Origin of the sequence: Micromonospora sp. 15K316, assembly GCF_004348525.1 — a bacterium.
In the GTDB taxonomy this organism is placed as follows: Bacteria; Actinomycetota; Actinomycetes; order Mycobacteriales; family Micromonosporaceae; genus Micromonospora.
In genome coordinates this window covers 1-16,660 of the sequence record NZ_SMKG01000123.1, presented here as the reverse complement: position 1 = coordinate 16,660, position 16,660 = coordinate 1, and the positions used below count along the sequence as shown (strand labels likewise).

Annotated in this window: 13 protein-coding genes; 9 read left to right on the top strand and 4 right to left on the bottom strand. The window is 73.6% G+C overall.

The window, feature by feature from the left end:
- Positions 1 to 1,479: PQQ-binding-like beta-propeller repeat protein (locus E1211_RS21195; protein ID WP_165947308.1), on the top strand; the 1,479-nt coding region annotated here is incomplete at its 5' end.
- Between the two features lie 64 nt (positions 1,480 to 1,543).
- Here the strand turns inward: E1211_RS21195 and E1211_RS21190 are convergent.
- From E1211_RS21190 to E1211_RS21175, 4 genes are read right to left on the bottom strand one after another with little or no spacing between them, the layout of a single operon-like run.
- Positions 1,544 to 3,640, bottom strand: coding sequence for an alpha-galactosidase (locus E1211_RS21190; protein WP_132350749.1), 2,097 nt, complete (start codon positions 3,638 to 3,640; stop codon positions 1,544 to 1,546).
- A 22-nt stretch (positions 3,641 to 3,662) separates the two neighbouring features.
- The gene (locus tag E1211_RS21185; RefSeq protein WP_243709629.1) at positions 3,663 to 4,487 is read right to left on the bottom strand and encodes a carbohydrate ABC transporter permease; all 825 of its coding nucleotides are present in this window, start codon (positions 4,485 to 4,487) and stop codon (positions 3,663 to 3,665) included.
- Positions 4,484 to 5,419, bottom strand: coding sequence for a carbohydrate ABC transporter permease (locus tag E1211_RS21180; protein WP_243709628.1), 936 nt, complete (start codon positions 5,417 to 5,419; stop codon positions 4,484 to 4,486). The genes E1211_RS21185 and E1211_RS21180 overlap by 4 nt, the downstream gene beginning before the upstream one ends.
- Before the next feature lie 10 nt (positions 5,420 to 5,429).
- Positions 5,430 to 6,725, bottom strand: coding sequence for an ABC transporter substrate-binding protein (locus tag E1211_RS21175; RefSeq protein ID WP_132350748.1), 1,296 nt, complete (start codon positions 6,723 to 6,725; stop codon positions 5,430 to 5,432).
- A gap of 143 nt (positions 6,726 to 6,868) precedes the next feature.
- Here E1211_RS21175 and E1211_RS21170 point away from each other — a divergent pair, with 143 nt between their 5' ends.
- From E1211_RS21170 to E1211_RS21125, 8 genes are all read left to right on the top strand, one after another.
- Positions 6,869 to 7,627, top strand: coding sequence for an SDR family NAD(P)-dependent oxidoreductase (locus tag E1211_RS21170; RefSeq protein ID WP_132350747.1), 759 nt, complete (start codon positions 6,869 to 6,871; stop codon positions 7,625 to 7,627).
- A 38-nt stretch (positions 7,628 to 7,665) separates the two neighbouring features.
- Entirely contained in the window at positions 7,666 to 8,376 is a 711-nt protein-coding gene (locus E1211_RS21165) for a FadR/GntR family transcriptional regulator (protein WP_132350746.1), read from the top strand.
- A 108-nt stretch (positions 8,377 to 8,484) separates the two neighbouring features.
- Entirely contained in the window at positions 8,485 to 9,630 is a 1,146-nt protein-coding gene (gene dgoD, locus E1211_RS21160) for a galactonate dehydratase (protein WP_132350745.1), read from the top strand.
- The gene (locus tag E1211_RS21155; protein WP_243709627.1) at positions 9,624 to 10,544 is read left to right on the top strand and encodes a hypothetical protein; all 921 of its coding nucleotides are present in this window, start codon (positions 9,624 to 9,626) and stop codon (positions 10,542 to 10,544) included. Before dgoD ends, E1211_RS21155 begins: the two co-directional genes overlap by 7 nt.
- Entirely contained in the window at positions 10,541 to 11,176 is a 636-nt protein-coding gene (locus tag E1211_RS21150) for a bifunctional 4-hydroxy-2-oxoglutarate aldolase/2-dehydro-3-deoxy-phosphogluconate aldolase (RefSeq protein ID WP_132350744.1), read from the top strand. The genes E1211_RS21155 and E1211_RS21150 overlap by 4 nt, the downstream gene beginning before the upstream one ends.
- 54 nt (positions 11,177 to 11,230) lie before the next feature.
- Positions 11,231 to 12,106 carry an SMP-30/gluconolactonase/LRE family protein gene (locus E1211_RS21145; RefSeq protein WP_132350743.1) on the top strand — a complete coding sequence of 292 codons (876 nt, stop codon included), beginning with the start codon at positions 11,231 to 11,233 and terminating at the stop codon, positions 12,104 to 12,106.
- A gap of 355 nt (positions 12,107 to 12,461) precedes the next feature.
- Entirely contained in the window at positions 12,462 to 15,734 is a 3,273-nt protein-coding gene (locus E1211_RS21130; RefSeq protein WP_165947307.1) for a S8 family serine peptidase, read from the top strand.
- Between the two features lie 199 nt (positions 15,735 to 15,933).
- The gene (locus E1211_RS21125; protein WP_132350740.1) at positions 15,934 to 16,506 is read left to right on the top strand and encodes a nucleosidase; all 573 of its coding nucleotides are present in this window, start codon (positions 15,934 to 15,936) and stop codon (positions 16,504 to 16,506) included.
- The last annotated feature ends 154 nt before the right edge of the window (positions 16,507 to 16,660 follow it).

The window sequence follows — 16,660 nt, the reverse complement described above, 5'->3', positions numbered from 1 at the left end:
CCGTTTCCCGGGCCGCCGCCCGGCAACCCCGTCTCGGCGCCGCCCGGCGGACCGGACGCGCGCCCCTCGCCGCCGGGCCCGGTGTCGCCGGCCCCGTCCGGTGGGCCCGCCGCACCGGCCGGGCGACGGCGAACCGGCTGGATCGTGCTCGGCGCCGTGGTCGCCCTCGCCGGGGTGGCCACCGCCGCGCTGCTCTACCTGACCCGTGACCGTTACCCGGGGCTGGACTTCCACGCGGTGCAGGAGGTGAAGCGGGTCGCCGCCGGTGACGAGCGTTCCGTCGGCATGTGGACCGCCGTGCTGGGCGACCGCGCCTACCTGGCGTACCGGCGAGCCGACGGAGAGCTGGAGGTGACGGCGGTCGAGGCCGGCACCGGTGAGGAGCTGTGGCGGAAGCCGACAGGCGTCGCCGCCGACGACTGGGAGCGGATCGTCGCCGTCCCCGGCGCGGTCGTGGCGTACCCCAGCGAACCCGCCACCAGCGAGCCGCGGGGGATGGTGGTGCTGGACGCCGCCACCGGCGCGCAGCGGTGGAAGCGGGCCATCCGCGGCGACGACGACGTCTACTTCACCGACCAGGTGGCGGTCCTGGTCGACCGGACCGGGAAGCGGCTCGCCGGGCTCCGGCTGCGCGACGGCGAGCAGCGGTGGGAGCTGCCCAACCCCCAGGACGAGTACGGCGGCGCCCGCACCACGGTCGTGCCGGTCGGCACCGATCAGGCCGACGCCGGGCCCGGATACCTCGACGGCGGGCCTCGGGATCCGTGGCGGGAGAGGGAGCGGCGCCTGCTCCAGGTCGGCGCGGACCGCTCGGTGCGGGTGATCGAGATGAACAGCGGGAACGTCGTCGGCAGCCGGGGCAACGTCGCCGACCTCGACGATCTTCTCGTGGCGCACGAGGACCGGCTCTACGTCGCCGCCGACGAGGGCGGCTACCAACTGCTCGGGTACGACCTGAACTCGCTCTCGGCGCAGCCGGTCGTGCTCTACCGGGCTCCCGACGAGCACCGCCGGCCGAAGACGCTGGTGGCGTGCGGCGAGCACCGGGCCTGCCTGCTGGAGGTCCCGGACTCGACGGCCGAGCGGACCGTGGTGGTGGCGGCGACCGAGGGCGAGACGCCGAAGAGTTGGCCGGCGCCGAACGCGGGCGCGCTGGTGCCCGTCGGGGAGCGTCTGCTGGTCCGCCGGACCGACTCGCCGGCCACGAGCACCCTCTTCGACCCCGAGGGCAAGGCGGTGCTGCGGGACCGGCGCGGCGTCGCCGTCCGGCTCGACGCCGGGAACCTGCTGGTCTTCGCGGAGCCGTCGAGCACGGTGGAGGCCGACCGCAGCGTCGCCGGGGTGCGGGCCGGCACCGGCGAGGTGACCGAACTCGGTGAACTCGTCGACGTACGCAGCAGCAGTTGTTCGTGGAACACCCGGGTGATCACCTGCGGCGCGGAGAAGGACTTCGTCATCTACCGCTTCGCGGCGGACTGACCGCCGTGACGCCGCCTGCGAACCCGCCCGGCCATCCGTCGCGGGTGGCCGGGCGGGTCGGAGGTCACTCCCGGTCGAGGACGACGAGCTCGGCGTCGTGGCTCGGCGTCCACTGCACCGGCAGCCCGACCGCGGCCAGGTGGCTGCCCGAGTAGCTCCGCTCGTCGTGCCGGTACCGCGCGGCCGGGTCGAGACCGTGCAGGGGCAGCCGGACCGGACGCGACGGCAGCAGCCCGGGGCCGTCGGACCGGCCGGTGTGCCAGGCCAGTACGACCACGCGCCGCCCGTCCGGGGAGGTGTACTGCACCGCGCAGCGGGCCTGCTCCGGCCCGCCGATCAGGTGCACCTCGCCGTGCGTGACGACCTCCCGGATCTCCTTGTACCGGGAGATCCAGTCGGCCGCCTCGGCCCGCTGCTGCGGCGTCCAGTGCCGGATGTCCGCGCCGATGCCGAGCACGCCGGCCATCGCGAGGACGAACCGGAACGCCAGTGAGCGCGGTCGCGGGTCGAAGATCCCCGGCGCGTCGGTCACCCAGGAGCTCAGCAGGTGCGGAGCGTTGGCGTGCAGGAAACCGTGCTGGATGGCGAGCCGGTCCAGCGGGGCGGTGTTGTCGCTGGGCCAGAAGATGTCGGCCCGGGCGGCCATCGCCAGGTCGGTCCGCGCGCCACCGCCGGCGCAGGACTCGATCAGCACGTCCGGGTGGTCCCGGCGCAGCTGCTCGTAGATCCGGTGCAGGGCGCTCACGTGCGCGCCGTCGAGGTCCAGCGGCCCCTCCGCGCCGGCCCGGCCGGGTTCGGTCCGCGGCCGGTTGAAGTCCCACTTCAGGTACGCGATGTCGTACCGGCGCAGCAGCCCGTCCAGGGTGGAGTGGACGAACTCGGCCACCTCCGGCCGGCCCAGGTCCAGCAGGTACTGGTTGCGGATCGGCGTCAGCGGCCGCCCGTCGACCTGGTAGACCCAGTCGGGGTGCTCGGCGTAGAGCCGCGAGCGCGGGTTCACGCACTCCGGCTCCACCCAGAGCCCGAAGCGCAGCCCCAGCCCCCGTACCTCGGCGATGAACGCCTCGAAACCGTCGGGGAAGCCGGCCGGGTCGGGCGTCCAGTCGCCGAGCCCGGCGGTGTCGTCGTCACGGCCGACGAACCAGCCGTCGTCGACCACGAACGTCTCCACCCCGAGGTCCGCGGCGATCCGGGCCAGGTCGAGCTGGCTCTTCGCGTCGACGGCGAAGTAGGTCGCCTCCCACGAGTTGTAGAGCACCGGCCGGGGGACGAGCCGGTCACCGGCGAGCACCCGCTGGTAGCGGTGCCAGACCCGGGCCAGCCCGTCCAGACCGTCGGTGCTGTACGCCCCGGCGACCTCCGGCAGGGTCAGCGCGCCGCCCGCCGGCAGCTCCAGCGGCCCGTCCGGCAGCCGGCGGCCGGCCCGGACCCGGGTGAGTCCGCCGGTGTCCCGCTCCGCGGTGATCTCCCACGAGCCGGTCCAGGCCACCGCCACGCCCCAGGCCGGCCCCTCCGGCTCGGCCCGGTCCCGCACGGCCAGCCACGGCACGTGCAGGTGCCCGGGTACGCCCTGGCTGCTGCCGATGGTGAACGCGCCGTGCCCGAGTTCGACGTGTTCCAGCTGGAACTCCTGCGACCACTGGCCCCACTGGTGGCTGAGCAGCGCGCCGTGCGGGGTGGGCACGCAGAACCCGCCCGTGCCGGCGCGGGCCAGGTGCAGTGGCTCGGTGCCGGTGTTGGTCAGCTCCACCCAGCGGCGGACCACGTCGGTGCCGGCCGGGACGGCGTAGCGCACCACGGCACGCAGTCCGGTGACCGGGTCGACGAAGGTGACCGCGAGGGTGCCGGCGGCCGGGTCGTGCGCCGCCTCGGTGAAGCCGAACGCCACCCGCCGATGTCCGGTGGTCGTCTCCACCACCAGATCGGCGCCGGTGAACGGGCGGTCCGCGTCGGTGGCGTACTCGATCGGGGCGGCGTCACCGGCCGTGAGGAACGGCACCGGCCCGTCGTACGCGACGGGGGAGGGGCCGTCGCCGACCCCGTGCGGTCCCCACGCCACGAGTTCCAGCCAGCGCCCGTGCGCCGGCACCGTCACCACGTACTCGGTCTGCGCGCCGCGCAGCGTCCACCGCCGCGCGGCGTCCGTACCGTGCCCGCTCACTTGATCCCCTCCGTGCAGACGCTCACTTGACCGCGCCGATCGCGAGGCCGCCGATGAAGTGCCGCTGGAAGCGCAGGAAAACCGCGACGGTCGGCACCGCCGCGATCACCGTGCCGGCGGCGATGACGCTCCACGAGGAGACGAACTGCCCCTGGAGCGCGAGCAGCGCCGGGGTGACCGGCATCCGGTCGTCGGTGCGCAGCACGGTGATCGCCCAGAGCAGGTCGTTGAAGATCCAGGTGAAGGAGAGCGCGCCGAGCGCGGCCAGCGCCGGCCGGGTCAGCGGCAGCATCACCCGGGTGAAGATCTGCCCGGGACCGGCGCCGTCGATCGTCGCCGCCTCCTGGATCTCGCCCGGCAGATCGCGCATGAAGCCGTGCAGCACGAAGGTGTAGAAGCCCAGCCCGAAGCCGACCTGCACGGTGATCAACGCCCAGAGCGTGTCGTACAGGCCGGTCAGCTCACTGAACTTCTGCACCGGGATGAGCAGGATCTGCGGGGGCAGCAGGTTGCCGGCGAGCATCAGCAGCAGGATGGTCCGCCGGCCGGGGATCCGGTAGCGGCTCAGCGCGAACGCCGCGACCGCGGCCAACGCCAGGCTCAGCAGCACCGAGGGGACGGTGACCAGCAGGCTGTTGATCAGCGCCCGCAGTTCCCCGCCGTCGACCCACGCCTGCCGGTAGGTGTCGAGGGTGAACGAATGCGGGAGGCTGCCCAGCCCGTTGGCGGCGATGTCGTCGAAGGTGCGGGTGGACATCACCACCACCCAGATCACCGGCCCGAGCCAGAGCAGCGAGAGCAGGAGCATCCCGGTGTGGAAGGTCCCGGTGCGGAGCTTACGGATCACGCTTCCTCCCGGAACGCGCGGACGAGGTAGCCGAGGATGACGGCGAGCGCGAGCACGAAGATCACCACGGCGATGGCCGAGGCGTATCCGAGCCGCAGGCTCTGGAAGGCCGCCGAGTACATGTACGTGCTGAGCAGTTCGGAGGAGTGGTACGGCCCGCCCTTGGTCAGCGACCAGACGATGTCGAAGGAGCGCAGCGAGTCGATCACGATGACCGACAGCACGACCGCGTTGACGCCCTTGAGCTGGGGGACCGTCACGTACCACAGCCGCTGCCAGCCGTTCGCCCCGTCCATCCGGGCGGCCTCGTGCAGCGCCGGGTCGATCGCCTTGAGGCCGGCGAGGAAGAGCACCATCACGTAGCCGATCTGCCGCCAGAGGGCCGGCAGGATCACCGCGTAGAGGGCGGTCTGCGGGTCGGCGAGCCAGGGCCGGATCAGATGTTCCAGCCCGATCGTGCGCAGGATCTGGTCGGCCAGCCCGTCCGGCTGGTAGAAGACCCGCCAGACCAGCGCGGTCACCACCAGGGAGAAGACCACCGGGGTGAAGAGCGCGGCGCGGTAGAAGCCGACGCCCCGCCGTTCCTTCTGCAGCAGCAGGGCCATCCCGAAGCCGCCCACGACGGAGAGCCCGCCGAAGAGGACCAGCCAGATGACCGTGTTGAGCAGCGCGCCGCGGAACGTGGCGTCCCCGGCCAGCTCGACGTAGTTGTTGACGCCGATGAACTCGGGCGGGGTCTGGCCGTCCCAGCGGGTCAGCGAGAACCAGAAGCCCTGCAACGCCGGCCAGAACACCCAGATGCTCTCGACCGCGAAGGGCACCAGCACGAACGCCACCAGCAGCGGCGACAGTCGGTTGGACCGTCGCCGCCGCCGGGGAGCGCCGGCCACCGTGGACGCCGTCGTCCCGGGTGTCTCGGCGATTGTGGACACGTCTGTCACGTCAGCCCTTGAAGACCTTCTCGGCGGACGCCTGCCACTCGCGGAGGATCGCATCGATCTGGTCGGGCTTGTCCATGAACTTGGTGAGCGCCGTGTCCGCGGTCGGCTGGAGGGCGTCGCTGGAGTCGCGGTTGAAGAACTGGGTCAGCTCGGCGGCGCTCTCCAGCATCGCCTTGCCCTTGGTCACCAGCGGCGAGTCGGCGGCCTTGGCTTTCGGGTGGACCGGCAGCACGATGCCGGAGCTGGACTTGACGTACTCCTCCTGCGCCTCGACGGAGGCGAAGTACTTCAGCAGCTCCTTGGTACCGGCCGGGTTGGCGCTCTTGGCGCTGGCGAAGAAGCCGTCGGTCGGCGCCTCCTCGGCCACCGGCACCGCCGGGTCGATGATCGGGAAGCGGAAGAAGTCCAGGTCGCCCAGGGCGTCCTTCGGCGCGGCGTCGGCGAAGAAGGTGCCGATCAGGAACATGCCGGTCTTGCCGGCGAGCAGCGCGGTGGTCGCCTCCTGGAACGGGTACGCCTTGCCCTTCGGGTCGAAGTACGGCAGCACCTCCCGCCAGCGGGTCAGGACGGCCTTGACCTTCGGGTCGTCGAAGCGCTGCTTGCCGGCGAGCAGTTCGCGGTGGAACGGGGCGCCGTTGATGCGGATGTTGAGGTAGTCGAACCAGGCCGAGGCGACCCACGGGGTGTCGCCGAGGCCGATGCCGATCGGCGGGACGCCCTTGCTCTTCAGGGTCTCGCAGACGGCGAGGAAGTCGGCCCAGGTCTTCGGCTCCTGGACGCCCCACTTGGCGAAGTTGCTCTTGCGGTAGAAGAAGCCCCACCAGTAGTTGGTCATCGGCACGAAGACCTGCTTGCCGCCGGCGTCGGTGGAGAGGGTCTTCAGCGACTGCGGGTACTCGCCGAGCCCCTGCCACACGTCGGAGACGTCGAGCAGCAGGCCCTTGCTGGCGTAGTCGTTCGCGACCGAGCCGGCGTACCACGTGTAGAGGTCCGGCGGGTTGGCCGAGGTCAGGTAGGTCGGCAGCTGGGTGCGGAACGTCTCCGAGGCGATCGTGTTGACCGACGCGGTGCCCTTGCCCAGCTTGTTGAAGTTCTCGACGAGCTTCTCGATCGCCGTCTTCGCCTGGGGCGAGGAGAGGTTGGACTGGATGGTCACGGCGCCGGAGCCGCCGCTCTTCGCCGGCCCGCTGGCGGAGCTGGCGCAGGCGCTCAGCAACGAGCCGGCGCCGAGCGCGCCCAGGCCGGCGAGCCCGAGGTGGCCGAGGAATCGGCGGCGACCGGGATCGAAGTCGGTCACAGGTGGTCCCTTCCTCATCGACACGGTGCGACGCGCGCTCGGTGTCGGTCTCGTTAACGGTGTGACCAGAAGGTTGCATCCGGGGTACTCTCACTGTCAAGATGTATTCGTAATTAATGGTTAAACGGTGCCTGGGGTGATCGATGGATCCGGTCGTACGCCGGTTGGACGGCAAGACAGCGGTGGTCACCGGCGCCTACGGCGGGATCGGTGCGGCCACCGCACGTCGCCTCGCCGCCGAGGGGGCCCGCGTCGCCCTGCTCGACCTCCGCGACCCCGCCCCGGCGGCCGAGGCGCTGACCGCCGCCGGTAGGCAGGGGCTGTCCATCGTGGCCGACGTCTCCGACGAGGCGTCCTGGGCGGCCGCGATCGACCGGGTGCGCGCCGAGCTCGGCCCGGTCGACATCCTGGTCAGCAACGCCTCCACCGTCGAGATCGCCCCCGCCCACCGCACCAGCCGCGCATCCTGGGACCACCAGCTCGGCGTCAATCTCACCGCCGCCTTCCTCGGCGTCCGGGCCTGCCTGGACGACCTGGTCGACCGCGCCGGCGCGGTCGTCCTGGTCTCCTCCGTGCACGCTCTGATCGGGCTGCCCGGCCGGCCGGCGTACGCGGCGGCGAAGGGCGCCCTGGTCGCCCTCGGACGGCAACTCGCCGTCGAGTACGGACCGCACGTACGGGTCAACAGTGTGCTGCCCGGCCCGATCCTCACCGGGGCCTGGGACGGCATCGGGGAGGAGGACCGCCGACGCAGCGTCGCGGAGACGGTCGCCAAGCGGTTCGGCACTCCGGAGGAGGTCGCCGCCGTGGTCGCCTTCCTCGCCTCGCCGGACGCCGCCTTCGTCACCGGCACGAGTCTGGTGGTGGACGGTGGATGGACCGCGGTGAAAGCCTCGGCCTGACAGATCGAGACCGACGAGCGAAGAAGGCGCGAAGAGCATTGGCACAGTACGCAGGCCGTGGTGTCCACGGGCACACCGTCGAAGTGATCGCCCGGCGCATCCTCACCGGGGAGATCGGCGAAGGCGCCACCCTGAACCTCGCCGCGCTCCAGGAGGAGCTGGACGTCAGTCTCACCGCCCTCCGCGAGGCGCTCAAGGTCCTCACCGCCAAGGGCATAGTGGACGCCCGGCAGAAGCGCGGCACCTTCGTCCGGCCCCGCGCCGACTGGAACCTGCTCGACGGCGACGTGATCCGCTGGCAGTTCGCCGACGGCGCCGACCCGCTGCTCATCGACCAGCTGCACGAGGTCCGCTCGATCATCGAACCGGCCGCCGCGCGGCTGGCCGCCTCCCGGGCCAGCGCCGAGGACGTGGCGGCGCTCGACGCGGCGCTGGACGCGATGGCCGACGCGCGGGGCCGTCCGGCGGCCGCCGTCGCCGCCGACCTCGCGTTCCACCGGGGCCTGCTCGCCGCCACCCACAACGAGCTGCTGGTCCGGATGGAGGTGGTGATGAAGACCGGGCTCGCCGAACGTGACCGGCTGGTGCACGGCCGCGACAGCGACGACGACCCCGTCCCCAGCCACCGTGCGGTGGTCGACGCGATCCGGGCCGGCGACGAGCGCGCCGCCGAGACGGCGATGCGTGAACTGCTCGCGAAGGCCGTGCGGGACGTCGAGAAGCTGCGCGGACGAGAGGGCGACCGGTGATTGCGAGGAGTGAGCCTGCGAGCCCCGCAGTCACGAACGAAGAGGTGGCCCGGTGAGTGCGAGGAGTGAGCCTGCGAGCCCCGCGGTCACGAACGAAGGGGTAGCGCAGTGAAGATCGAACGGATCGAGACCTTCCTGGTCGCGCCGCGGTGGCTGTTCTGCCGGGTGGAGACCGACAGCGGTCTGGTCGGCTGGGGTGAGCCGGTGGTCGAGGGGCGGGCCGAGGTGGTCCGCGCCGCGGTCGAGGTGCTCGCCGAGTACCTCATCGGTGAGGATCCGCTCCGCGTGGAGCAGCACTGGCAGGTGCTGACCAAGGGCGGCTTCTACCGTGGCGGCCCGGTCCTCTCCAGCGCCGTCGCCGGCCTGGACCAGGCACTGTGGGACATCACCGGGCAGGCGTACGGCGTGCCGGTGCACGCCCTGCTCGGCGGTCCGGTCCGTGACCGGGTGCGCGTCTACTCCTGGATCGGCGGGGACGAACCGGGCGAGATCGCCGACGCCGCCGCCGAGCAGGTGGCCGCCGGGCTGACCGGGCTGAAGATGAACGCCTGCGGTCAGCTCTCCCCGATCCCCACCCCGGCCGAGATCGACGACATCGTCAACCGGGTCGCCGCCGCGCGGGCGGTGCTCGGCGACGAACGCGACATCGCGCTGGACTTCCACGGCCGCGCCGGGCTCGCCGCGGTGCGCCGCATCCTGCCCGAGCTGGCCCCGCTGCGCCCGTTCTTCGTCGAGGAGCCGCTCCTCCCGGACCAGGCCCACCACCTGCGCGACGTGGTCACCAGCTCGCCGGTGCCGGTCGCCACCGGCGAGCGCCTCTACTCCCGCTCCGAGTTCCTCGCCCCGTTGCAGGCCGGGGTGTCCGTGGTGCAGCCCGACCTGTCCCACGCGGGGGGCATCTCCGAGGTGCGGCGGATCGCCGCGCTCGCCGAGACGTACGGCGCGCTGCTCGCCCCGCACTGCCCGCTCGGCCCGATCGCGCTCGCGGCCAGCCTCCAGGTGGCCTTCGCGACGCCGAACTTCCTCATCCAGGAGCAGAGCATCGGCATCCACTACAACGCCGGCTCAGAGCTGCTGGACTACCTGATCGACCCGGAGCCGTTCCGGTTCGCCGAGGGGCACATCCTGCGGTTCGAGGGGCCGGGCCTCGGCATCAGCATCGACGAGCTGGCGGTGCGTCGCGCGGCGAAGAGCCCGCACGCCTGGCGCAACCCGGTCTGGCACCACCCGGACGGGTCGTTCGCCGAATGGTGACGCCCACCGGGGCGCGACCGGACGACCCGATCGGCACGCCCGCGCACGCGCCCGCCGCCGTCGGCGAGGCCGCCGCGCAGTGGCCGGTGCCGCTGCGCGCCGACGTCGATCTGGCGCTCGGCGGGCGCTGGACCAGCCTGCGCGGCGGCGGACGGGAGTGGCTCTGGCGGGGCCCCGAGCCGGGCCGGGCGGCGGTCGCGCCGGGCGCGGCCTTCGTGGACGCCGGTGGGCTGGAGGAGTGCCTGCCCACCGTGCGGGGCAACCCCGACCACGGGGACGTCTGGTCCCGCCCGTGGCGGAACGCCGGACCCGGCACGGGCGTCGTCGACTGCCCGGAGTTCACCCTCACCCGCCGGGTCACCGAGCGCTCCGGCGCGATCGTCGTCGACTACCGGCTCGCCGCCGAGCCCGGCTATCGCTTCCTCTGGGCGGCGCACGCCCTGCTCGACCTGTCACCGGCGGCCCGGCTGGAGGCGCCGCCGGGCACCCCGACGCGGCTGCACCCGGAGGCCGCCGCGCTGCTGCCGCCGGAGGCCTGGCCGGCCGGGCGGCCGTGGCTCACCGGTGACTGGCCCGCGCCGGCCGGTCTGGCGCTGGACACCCTCGGCCCGGACGACGGCACCGCCGTCGGCGCCGTGCTGGTGGACTGTCCCCGCGTCCGGGTGGTGGACGGCCTCGACGTGCTCTGCTTCGAGCTGGCCTGCGACGGCCAGCCGGTCGGCGTCGGGCTCTGGCGCAACCTGCGGGGCTGGCCCGAGACGAACCCCTACCGCAGCCTCGGCGTGGAGCCGATGCTCGGCGCCGCCTTCGACCTGGCCGACGCCGGGCCCGCGGACGCGGCGTCCGTCCCGCCGAGCGGGGAGGTCGCCTGGCGGCTGACCGTCTCCGCCCACCGACAGAGAGGTCACAGGTGAACCTGACCGACGCCCTGCGTACCCACCGGCTGCTCGCCATCGTGCGCGGCCCGGACCCGGACGCGGCGCTGGCCGCCGTCCTGACCCTCGCCGAGAGCGGCGTGGCGCTGATCGAGGTGTCGTTGACCGGCACGGACGCCCTTGGCACGCTGCGCCGGGCCCGGGCCGCGCTCGGCCCCGACTTCGGTCTCGGCGCGGGCACCGTGCTCAGCGCCGCCGACGCACGCGCGGCCGCCGACGCGGGGGTCTCCTTCCTGGTCACCCCGGCGCTCGCGGAGAGCCTCGACGAGGCACCCCGGCTCGGGCTGCCGGTGCTGGCCGGCGCGCTCACCCCGACCGAGGTGCTCCGCGCCCAGGCGGCCGGCGCTGCCGCGGTCAAGCTCTTCCCCGCCTCGATCGGTGGGCCCGGTTACCTCGGCGCGCTGCGCGACCCGCTGCCCGATGTCCCGTTCGTGCCGGTCGGCGGGGTCGACGCCGAGAGCGCCCGCCAGTACCTCGCCCGAGGCGCGGTGGCCGTCGGTGTCGGCTCGCCGCTGCTCGGCGACGCGGTGCGCGGCGGTGATCTGGACGCGCTGCGCGCCCGGGCGGCCGCCTTTCGGGCGGCGGTGGACGAGGCGCCGGCCCCTCGTTGACCGAGGCGCCGGGCCTCGTTGTGTCCCACGTCGATCGCCGTCCGAGGAGGAGAGATGGAGCTGACCGAGCCGACCGTGTGGAGCGCCGACCGGCTGGAACTGGGTGAGGGCGCCCGCTGGGTGGACGACCGTCTCGTGCTGGTCGACCTGCTCGCCGGGCGACTGCTCACCACCGGCGGCGACGGCCCCGCGCCGTTGGCCGAGCTGTGCCGGCTGGACGTGCCGCTGGGCGCGGTCGCGCCGGTCGCCGGGCGGCCGGGGGAGTGGCTCGCCGCCGCGGGCACCGGAATCGTCCGGCTCGGCGCGGACGGGAGCCGGCACGTCGTCGCGGACCTGGAGGGCGGGAACCCCGAGCCGGCCCGGATGAACGACGCGGTGGCCGACCCGCACGGTCGGTTCTGGGCGGGCAGCATGACGTACGCCGCGAAGCCCGGCGGCGGCGCGCTCTACCGGGTCGACCCGGGTGCCGCGCCGGTGCCGGTGGTGACCGGGCTGACCATCGCCAACGGGCCGGCCTTCGACGGCGCCGGCGCCACCATGTACCTGGCCGACACCCCGCGCGGGCACGTCGACCGGTTCACCGTGGACGCCCGCACCGGCGACCTCGGGGAGCGGACGCCGTTCCTGCGGCTCGACCCCGCGAAGGGGGCCCCGGACGGCATGACCGTCGACGCCGAGGACCACCTCTGGGTGGCGCTCTGGGGCGGCTCGGCGGTACGCCGCTACCGGCCGGACGGCGCGTTGGACCGGGAGATCCGGCTGCCCGCGTCACAGCCCACCAGTGTCTGCTTCGGTGGCCCCGGCCTGCGCCGTCTCTTCGTGACCACCGCCGCGTACGGCCTGACCGATCCGGGGCCGTCCGACGGGGCGCTGCTCGCCGTCGACGTGCCGGTCGCCGGTCGGCCCGCCGCGCCGGTCGCGGCCGGCTGAGGAACCCGGCCGGATCCTGGACGGGTTGATCGATCCGGGTTCCTCGATGCCGGGCTGTTCCGGCCGTGCGGACAGCCCGACCTCGTGGACCTGAGATGACCATGACCAGGATTGACGAGCGCCCGGCGGTGTCGCCGGGCGCTCTCGCGTGAGTGGGGCCCACGGCGAACGGTTGCCATTACGTGATCTTCGACGGGGTCGACAGCCGGCCGATGATCCACAAGCATTACCGTCCGGGCGGGTTATCGCATTGTCAGTGCGAAAACCGCCGCCCGGATCCTACTCGGACACGACGTGTCGCCGGCCGCTGTGACCCCACCGGTGGCACGCCCTGTCGCCAGGCAAAGGAGCACGCATGCGACGACGCCGTTCCACCCCTTACGGCGCGCTTGCCCTCGTCACCGTCGCCGGGCTGCTGATCGGGGCCGGCCCGGCCGATGCCGCCCCCACACCCGCGACCTCGGCCGCGACCTCGGCCGCGGCACCGGCCAATGTCGAACCGGCCCGGCAACCGGCCCGCACCCTCACCCTGATCACCGGTGACCGGATCGAGTCCTCGTCCGGCCGGATCGCGATCGTCCCGCGCCGCGGCGTCCAGTTCCTCCGCTACCAGCACGGCGACGACCAGTACGTCGTGCCCTCCGACGCGCTCGGGCTGCTGCGCCAGGACCGGCTCGACGAGCGGCTCTTCAACGTGACCCGACTCCTCGCCGACGGCTTCGACCGGCGCGGCGAGCTTCCCCTGATCGCGTCCGACCTGACCGGCCTGCGCGGGCTCACCGCGCAGCGCCGCCTCGCCTCGGTCGACGGCTTCGCCACCGAGATCCCCGTCGCCGACCTGGCGCACAACTGGCCGGCGCTGCGGGACTCGCTGCGCACCGGCAAGCTCTGGCTGGACGGGATCCGTAAGCCCGCCCTCGACGTCAGCGTGCCCGCCAGCGGCGCCCCGGCGGTCTGGGACGCCGGCTACGACGGCTCCGGCGTGACGGTGGCGGTGCTCGACAGCGGGATCGACGCCACCCACCCCGACTTCGCCGGCCGGGTGGCCGCCCAGCGGAACTTCGTCACCGACTACGAGACGACCGACGACGACCTGGCCGGGCACGGCACCCACGTCGCCTCCATCCTGGCCGGTTCCGGCGCGGCCTCCGGCGGCCGCTACCGCGGCATGGCGCCCGGGGCGAACCTGCTGGTCGGCAAGGTCTGCTTCAGCTACCAGGGCCTCGGCGCGGCCTGCCCCGACTCGGCGATCCTCGAAGGGCTGCGCTGGGCGGCCGAGTCCGGCGCCCGGGTGGTCAACCTCAGCCTCGGCGCCGACGACCAGCCCGGCATCGACCCGATCGAGGCCGCGGTCAACGACCTCACCGCCCGGTACGGCACCCTCTTCGTCGCCGCCGCGGGCAACAGCGGCTGGGTGCCGCAGTCCGTCGGCTCACCCGCCTCGGCCGACGCCGCCCTCGCGGTCGGCAACGTCGACAAGACCGGCGCGCGCAGCTGGGACTCCGGCCAGGGCCCCCGGCTGGAGGACTACGCGGTCAAGCCGGAGATCACCGCCCCCGGTACGGCGATCACCGCGGCCCGCTCCGCCACCGCCGACGTCGCCCCGCCCGGCGAGCAGTACGTCTCCTTCAGCGGCACCTCGATGGCGAGCCCCCACGTGGCGGGCGCGGCGGCGCTGCTCGCCCAGGCCCATCCCGACTGGCGTGCCGGCCAGCTCAAGTCGGCGCTGATGGGTGCGGCGCGCCCCAGTGCGACCATCGATCTCTTCGGCCAGGGCGCCGGCCAGCTCGACGTGGCCCGCGCGTTCACCCAGCCGGTCGCCGCCGACCCGCCGGCGGTCAACTTCGGCTTCCGGGCGTACCCGCACGACGCGCAGGACGTGATCAGCCGGCCGGTGACGTATCGCAACGACGCCGACAAGCCGCTCACCCTGCGGCTGGCCGTGACCGGAGACCTGCCGGCCGGCGTGATCGCCCTGGACAGCGACACGGTCACCGTGCCCGCGCACGGGCAGGCCTCGGTCCGGCTCACCGCCGACACCCGGGCCGGCGGCGCCGCGTACGGCACCTTCGGCGGCCGGCTCGTCGCCACCGCGGACGGGGTGAGCGTCCAGACGCCGTTCAGCGTCTTCCGGGAGCAGCCGTCCGCCGACGTCCACCTGAAGGTCACCGCCCGGACCGACGCCCCGCAGGAGGTGGTCACGCAGCTCGGCAACCTCGCCACCGGCGAGTTCGTCGTCAGCCACGACAGCGCGCAGACCCTCCGGGTGCCGATGGGGGACTACGTGGTGCTCAGCATGGGCATCAGTGCCGACGGCACCGGTACCGTGCTGGCCAACGGCCGGATGACCATCGACCGGACGACGACCCTGGCGCTCGACGGCCGCCGGGCCCGGCCGGTGGACATCCGGCTCCCCGACCGGGACGCCGCCCCGGTCATCGGTGAGGTCGAGGTGCAGCACACCGGCGCCCCGCAGCTCTTCGCCATGAGCCTCACCGGCGACCCCGGCTCCATCTACACCGCCGACCTGGGCCCGAAGAAGGTCGCCGGTCTCATCACCTCCGTGACGGCGCTCTTCGCCCGCCCCGACCGCAGCGGCGACTTCACCGCCAGCCCGTACACCTACCAGACCGGTTGGTACCAGACCGGCTCGTTCGTCACCGGCTTCACCCGCCACCTCGACCGGCGCGACGTGGCCGAGGTCCGGGCCGGCTACGCGGCGGCGGCCGTCGGCGGTGTGGGTACCCGGGTCAACTACCCGGTGATCCCCGGGGTCGACTACCCCGACGGCCTCGTCCTGCCCCGCACCCCACTGCCGGCGCGGCGGACCGAGTACTACGCCGGCAACCTCGGCTGGGAGTCGACCTTCGAGGAGGGCGTCGGCGCGGGCGCCGACTACCGGCGGCTGACGGAGCTCACCGCGCAGCGGTCGGAGTACCGGGCGGGGCGGAACTACACCGAGCGGTGGAACCAGGGGGTCTTCACCACCCCGATGACTCCGGCCTTTCCGGAGTACCCGGCGGTGGAGCGGCGGGGCAACGAATTCCTGCTCCGGCTCGACGGCTACGCCGACGCCGCCGGCCACCGGGGTTTCGCCGAGGCGGCGGGGCTCACCGGGACGCTGGCGCTGTACCGCGGTGACACGCTGGTCGAGGAGCGGGCGGGGGCGTACGCCGGGATCGACGTCGGCGAGCCGGGACGGTCCCGGTACCGGCTGTCGTACGGCTTCACCCAGCCGGCGCCGGCGCGGCTCTCCACCCGCTCCGAGACCGTGTGGGAGTTCGACTCGGCGTACACGGCGACGGGCACGGCGCTGCCGCTGACCGCGGTCGGCTTCGCCCCCAGATTGGACGACACCAACACGGCGAAGAAGCACGGCCTGCTGGCGGTGCCGCTGACCTTCACGCGGCAGGCCGGAGCCGGCAAGGTCGCCAAGGTCGAGGTGGAGGTCTCCTTCGACGACGGCGCCCACTGGGCCGAGACGCCGGTCTTGCCGCTCCCGGGCGGCCACACCGCCCTGGTCCGGCACCCGGGCCGGGCCGGTTTCGTGTCGCTGCGCGCCCGCGTCGCCGACTCGGCCGGCGCGGTCGTGACCACGACTGTGATCCGGGCGTACGAGCTGCGGTAACCGCCGATCGAACACTGGTGGGGCCGTCCGGCGTCGGACGGCCCCACCACCGTCTCGCGTCACCGGTTGGCGTGCCGAGGCCGTCGCGGCCCGGCCCCGTGCGCTTGCCGCGCAGCCACCGCCCCGGGCAGGGTGACGCAGGTTATCGCCGGTCGGGCCCGGAGCTGATCCGGTCGGGCCCGGTCCGTACGATGCGCCGGTGATTCTTCGTGGCAAGATCCGGTCCGACGCGCCGTTGCTGGTACTGGCCCTCGAGGAGGAGGCCGCGCATCTCGGCACCGACCTGCCGGTGCTGCTGACCGGGATGGGCAAGGTCAACGCGGCGGCGGCCGTCGCGGCGACCCTGGCCGCCGGCGTGAAGCCGAGTCTGGTGGTCAACCTCGGCACCGCCGGCGCGTTGCGGCCCGGCTGGGACGGCCTCCACGAGATCGGCAGCGTCTTCCAGCACGACCTCGACACCGAGCTGCTGCTCAACCTCACCGGGCACGTCTGCGGGGCGCCGCTGACGCTCGGCACGCAGCCGGCGGTGCTCGCCACCGGCGACACCTTCGTCGCCGACGACGCGACCCGGGCCCGGCTCGCGCAGCGCGCGGACCTCGTCGACATGGAGGGGTACGCGATCGCCTCGGCCGCGACCCAGGCGGGGGTGCCGTGCCGGTTGATCAAGCGGGTCAGCGACGAGGCGGGCGACGGCGCGGTCCGGAGCTGGCAGGAGTCGGTCGACGCCTGCGCCCGCGACCTCGCCGCCTGGCTCCACCAAGAACTCCCCTGACCCCCTCCTACGCCCTTCCGGCCTGGTCACCCACGTCGATCATGGGGTCTGCGGGTGCGTGTCGGCGTGTCGCACCGGTCGACCTCATGATCAACGGTGGGGAGTCGAAGAGGCGTAATCTACTGCGGACCGTCGGGTGGGCAGGGGGTACGGG

Coding starts and splice junctions, on each gene's coding strand:
- E1211_RS21130 (WP_165947307.1), top strand. CDS start 12,462: ATGCGACGACGCCGTTCCACCCCTTACGGCGCGCTTGCCCTCGTCACC.
- E1211_RS21145 (WP_132350743.1), top strand. CDS start 11,231: ATGGAGCTGACCGAGCCGACCGTGTGGAGCGCCGACCGGCTGGAACTG.
- E1211_RS21170 (WP_132350747.1), top strand. CDS start 6,869: ATGGATCCGGTCGTACGCCGGTTGGACGGCAAGACAGCGGTGGTCACC.
- E1211_RS21155 (WP_243709627.1), top strand. CDS start 9,624: ATGGTGACGCCCACCGGGGCGCGACCGGACGACCCGATCGGCACGCCC.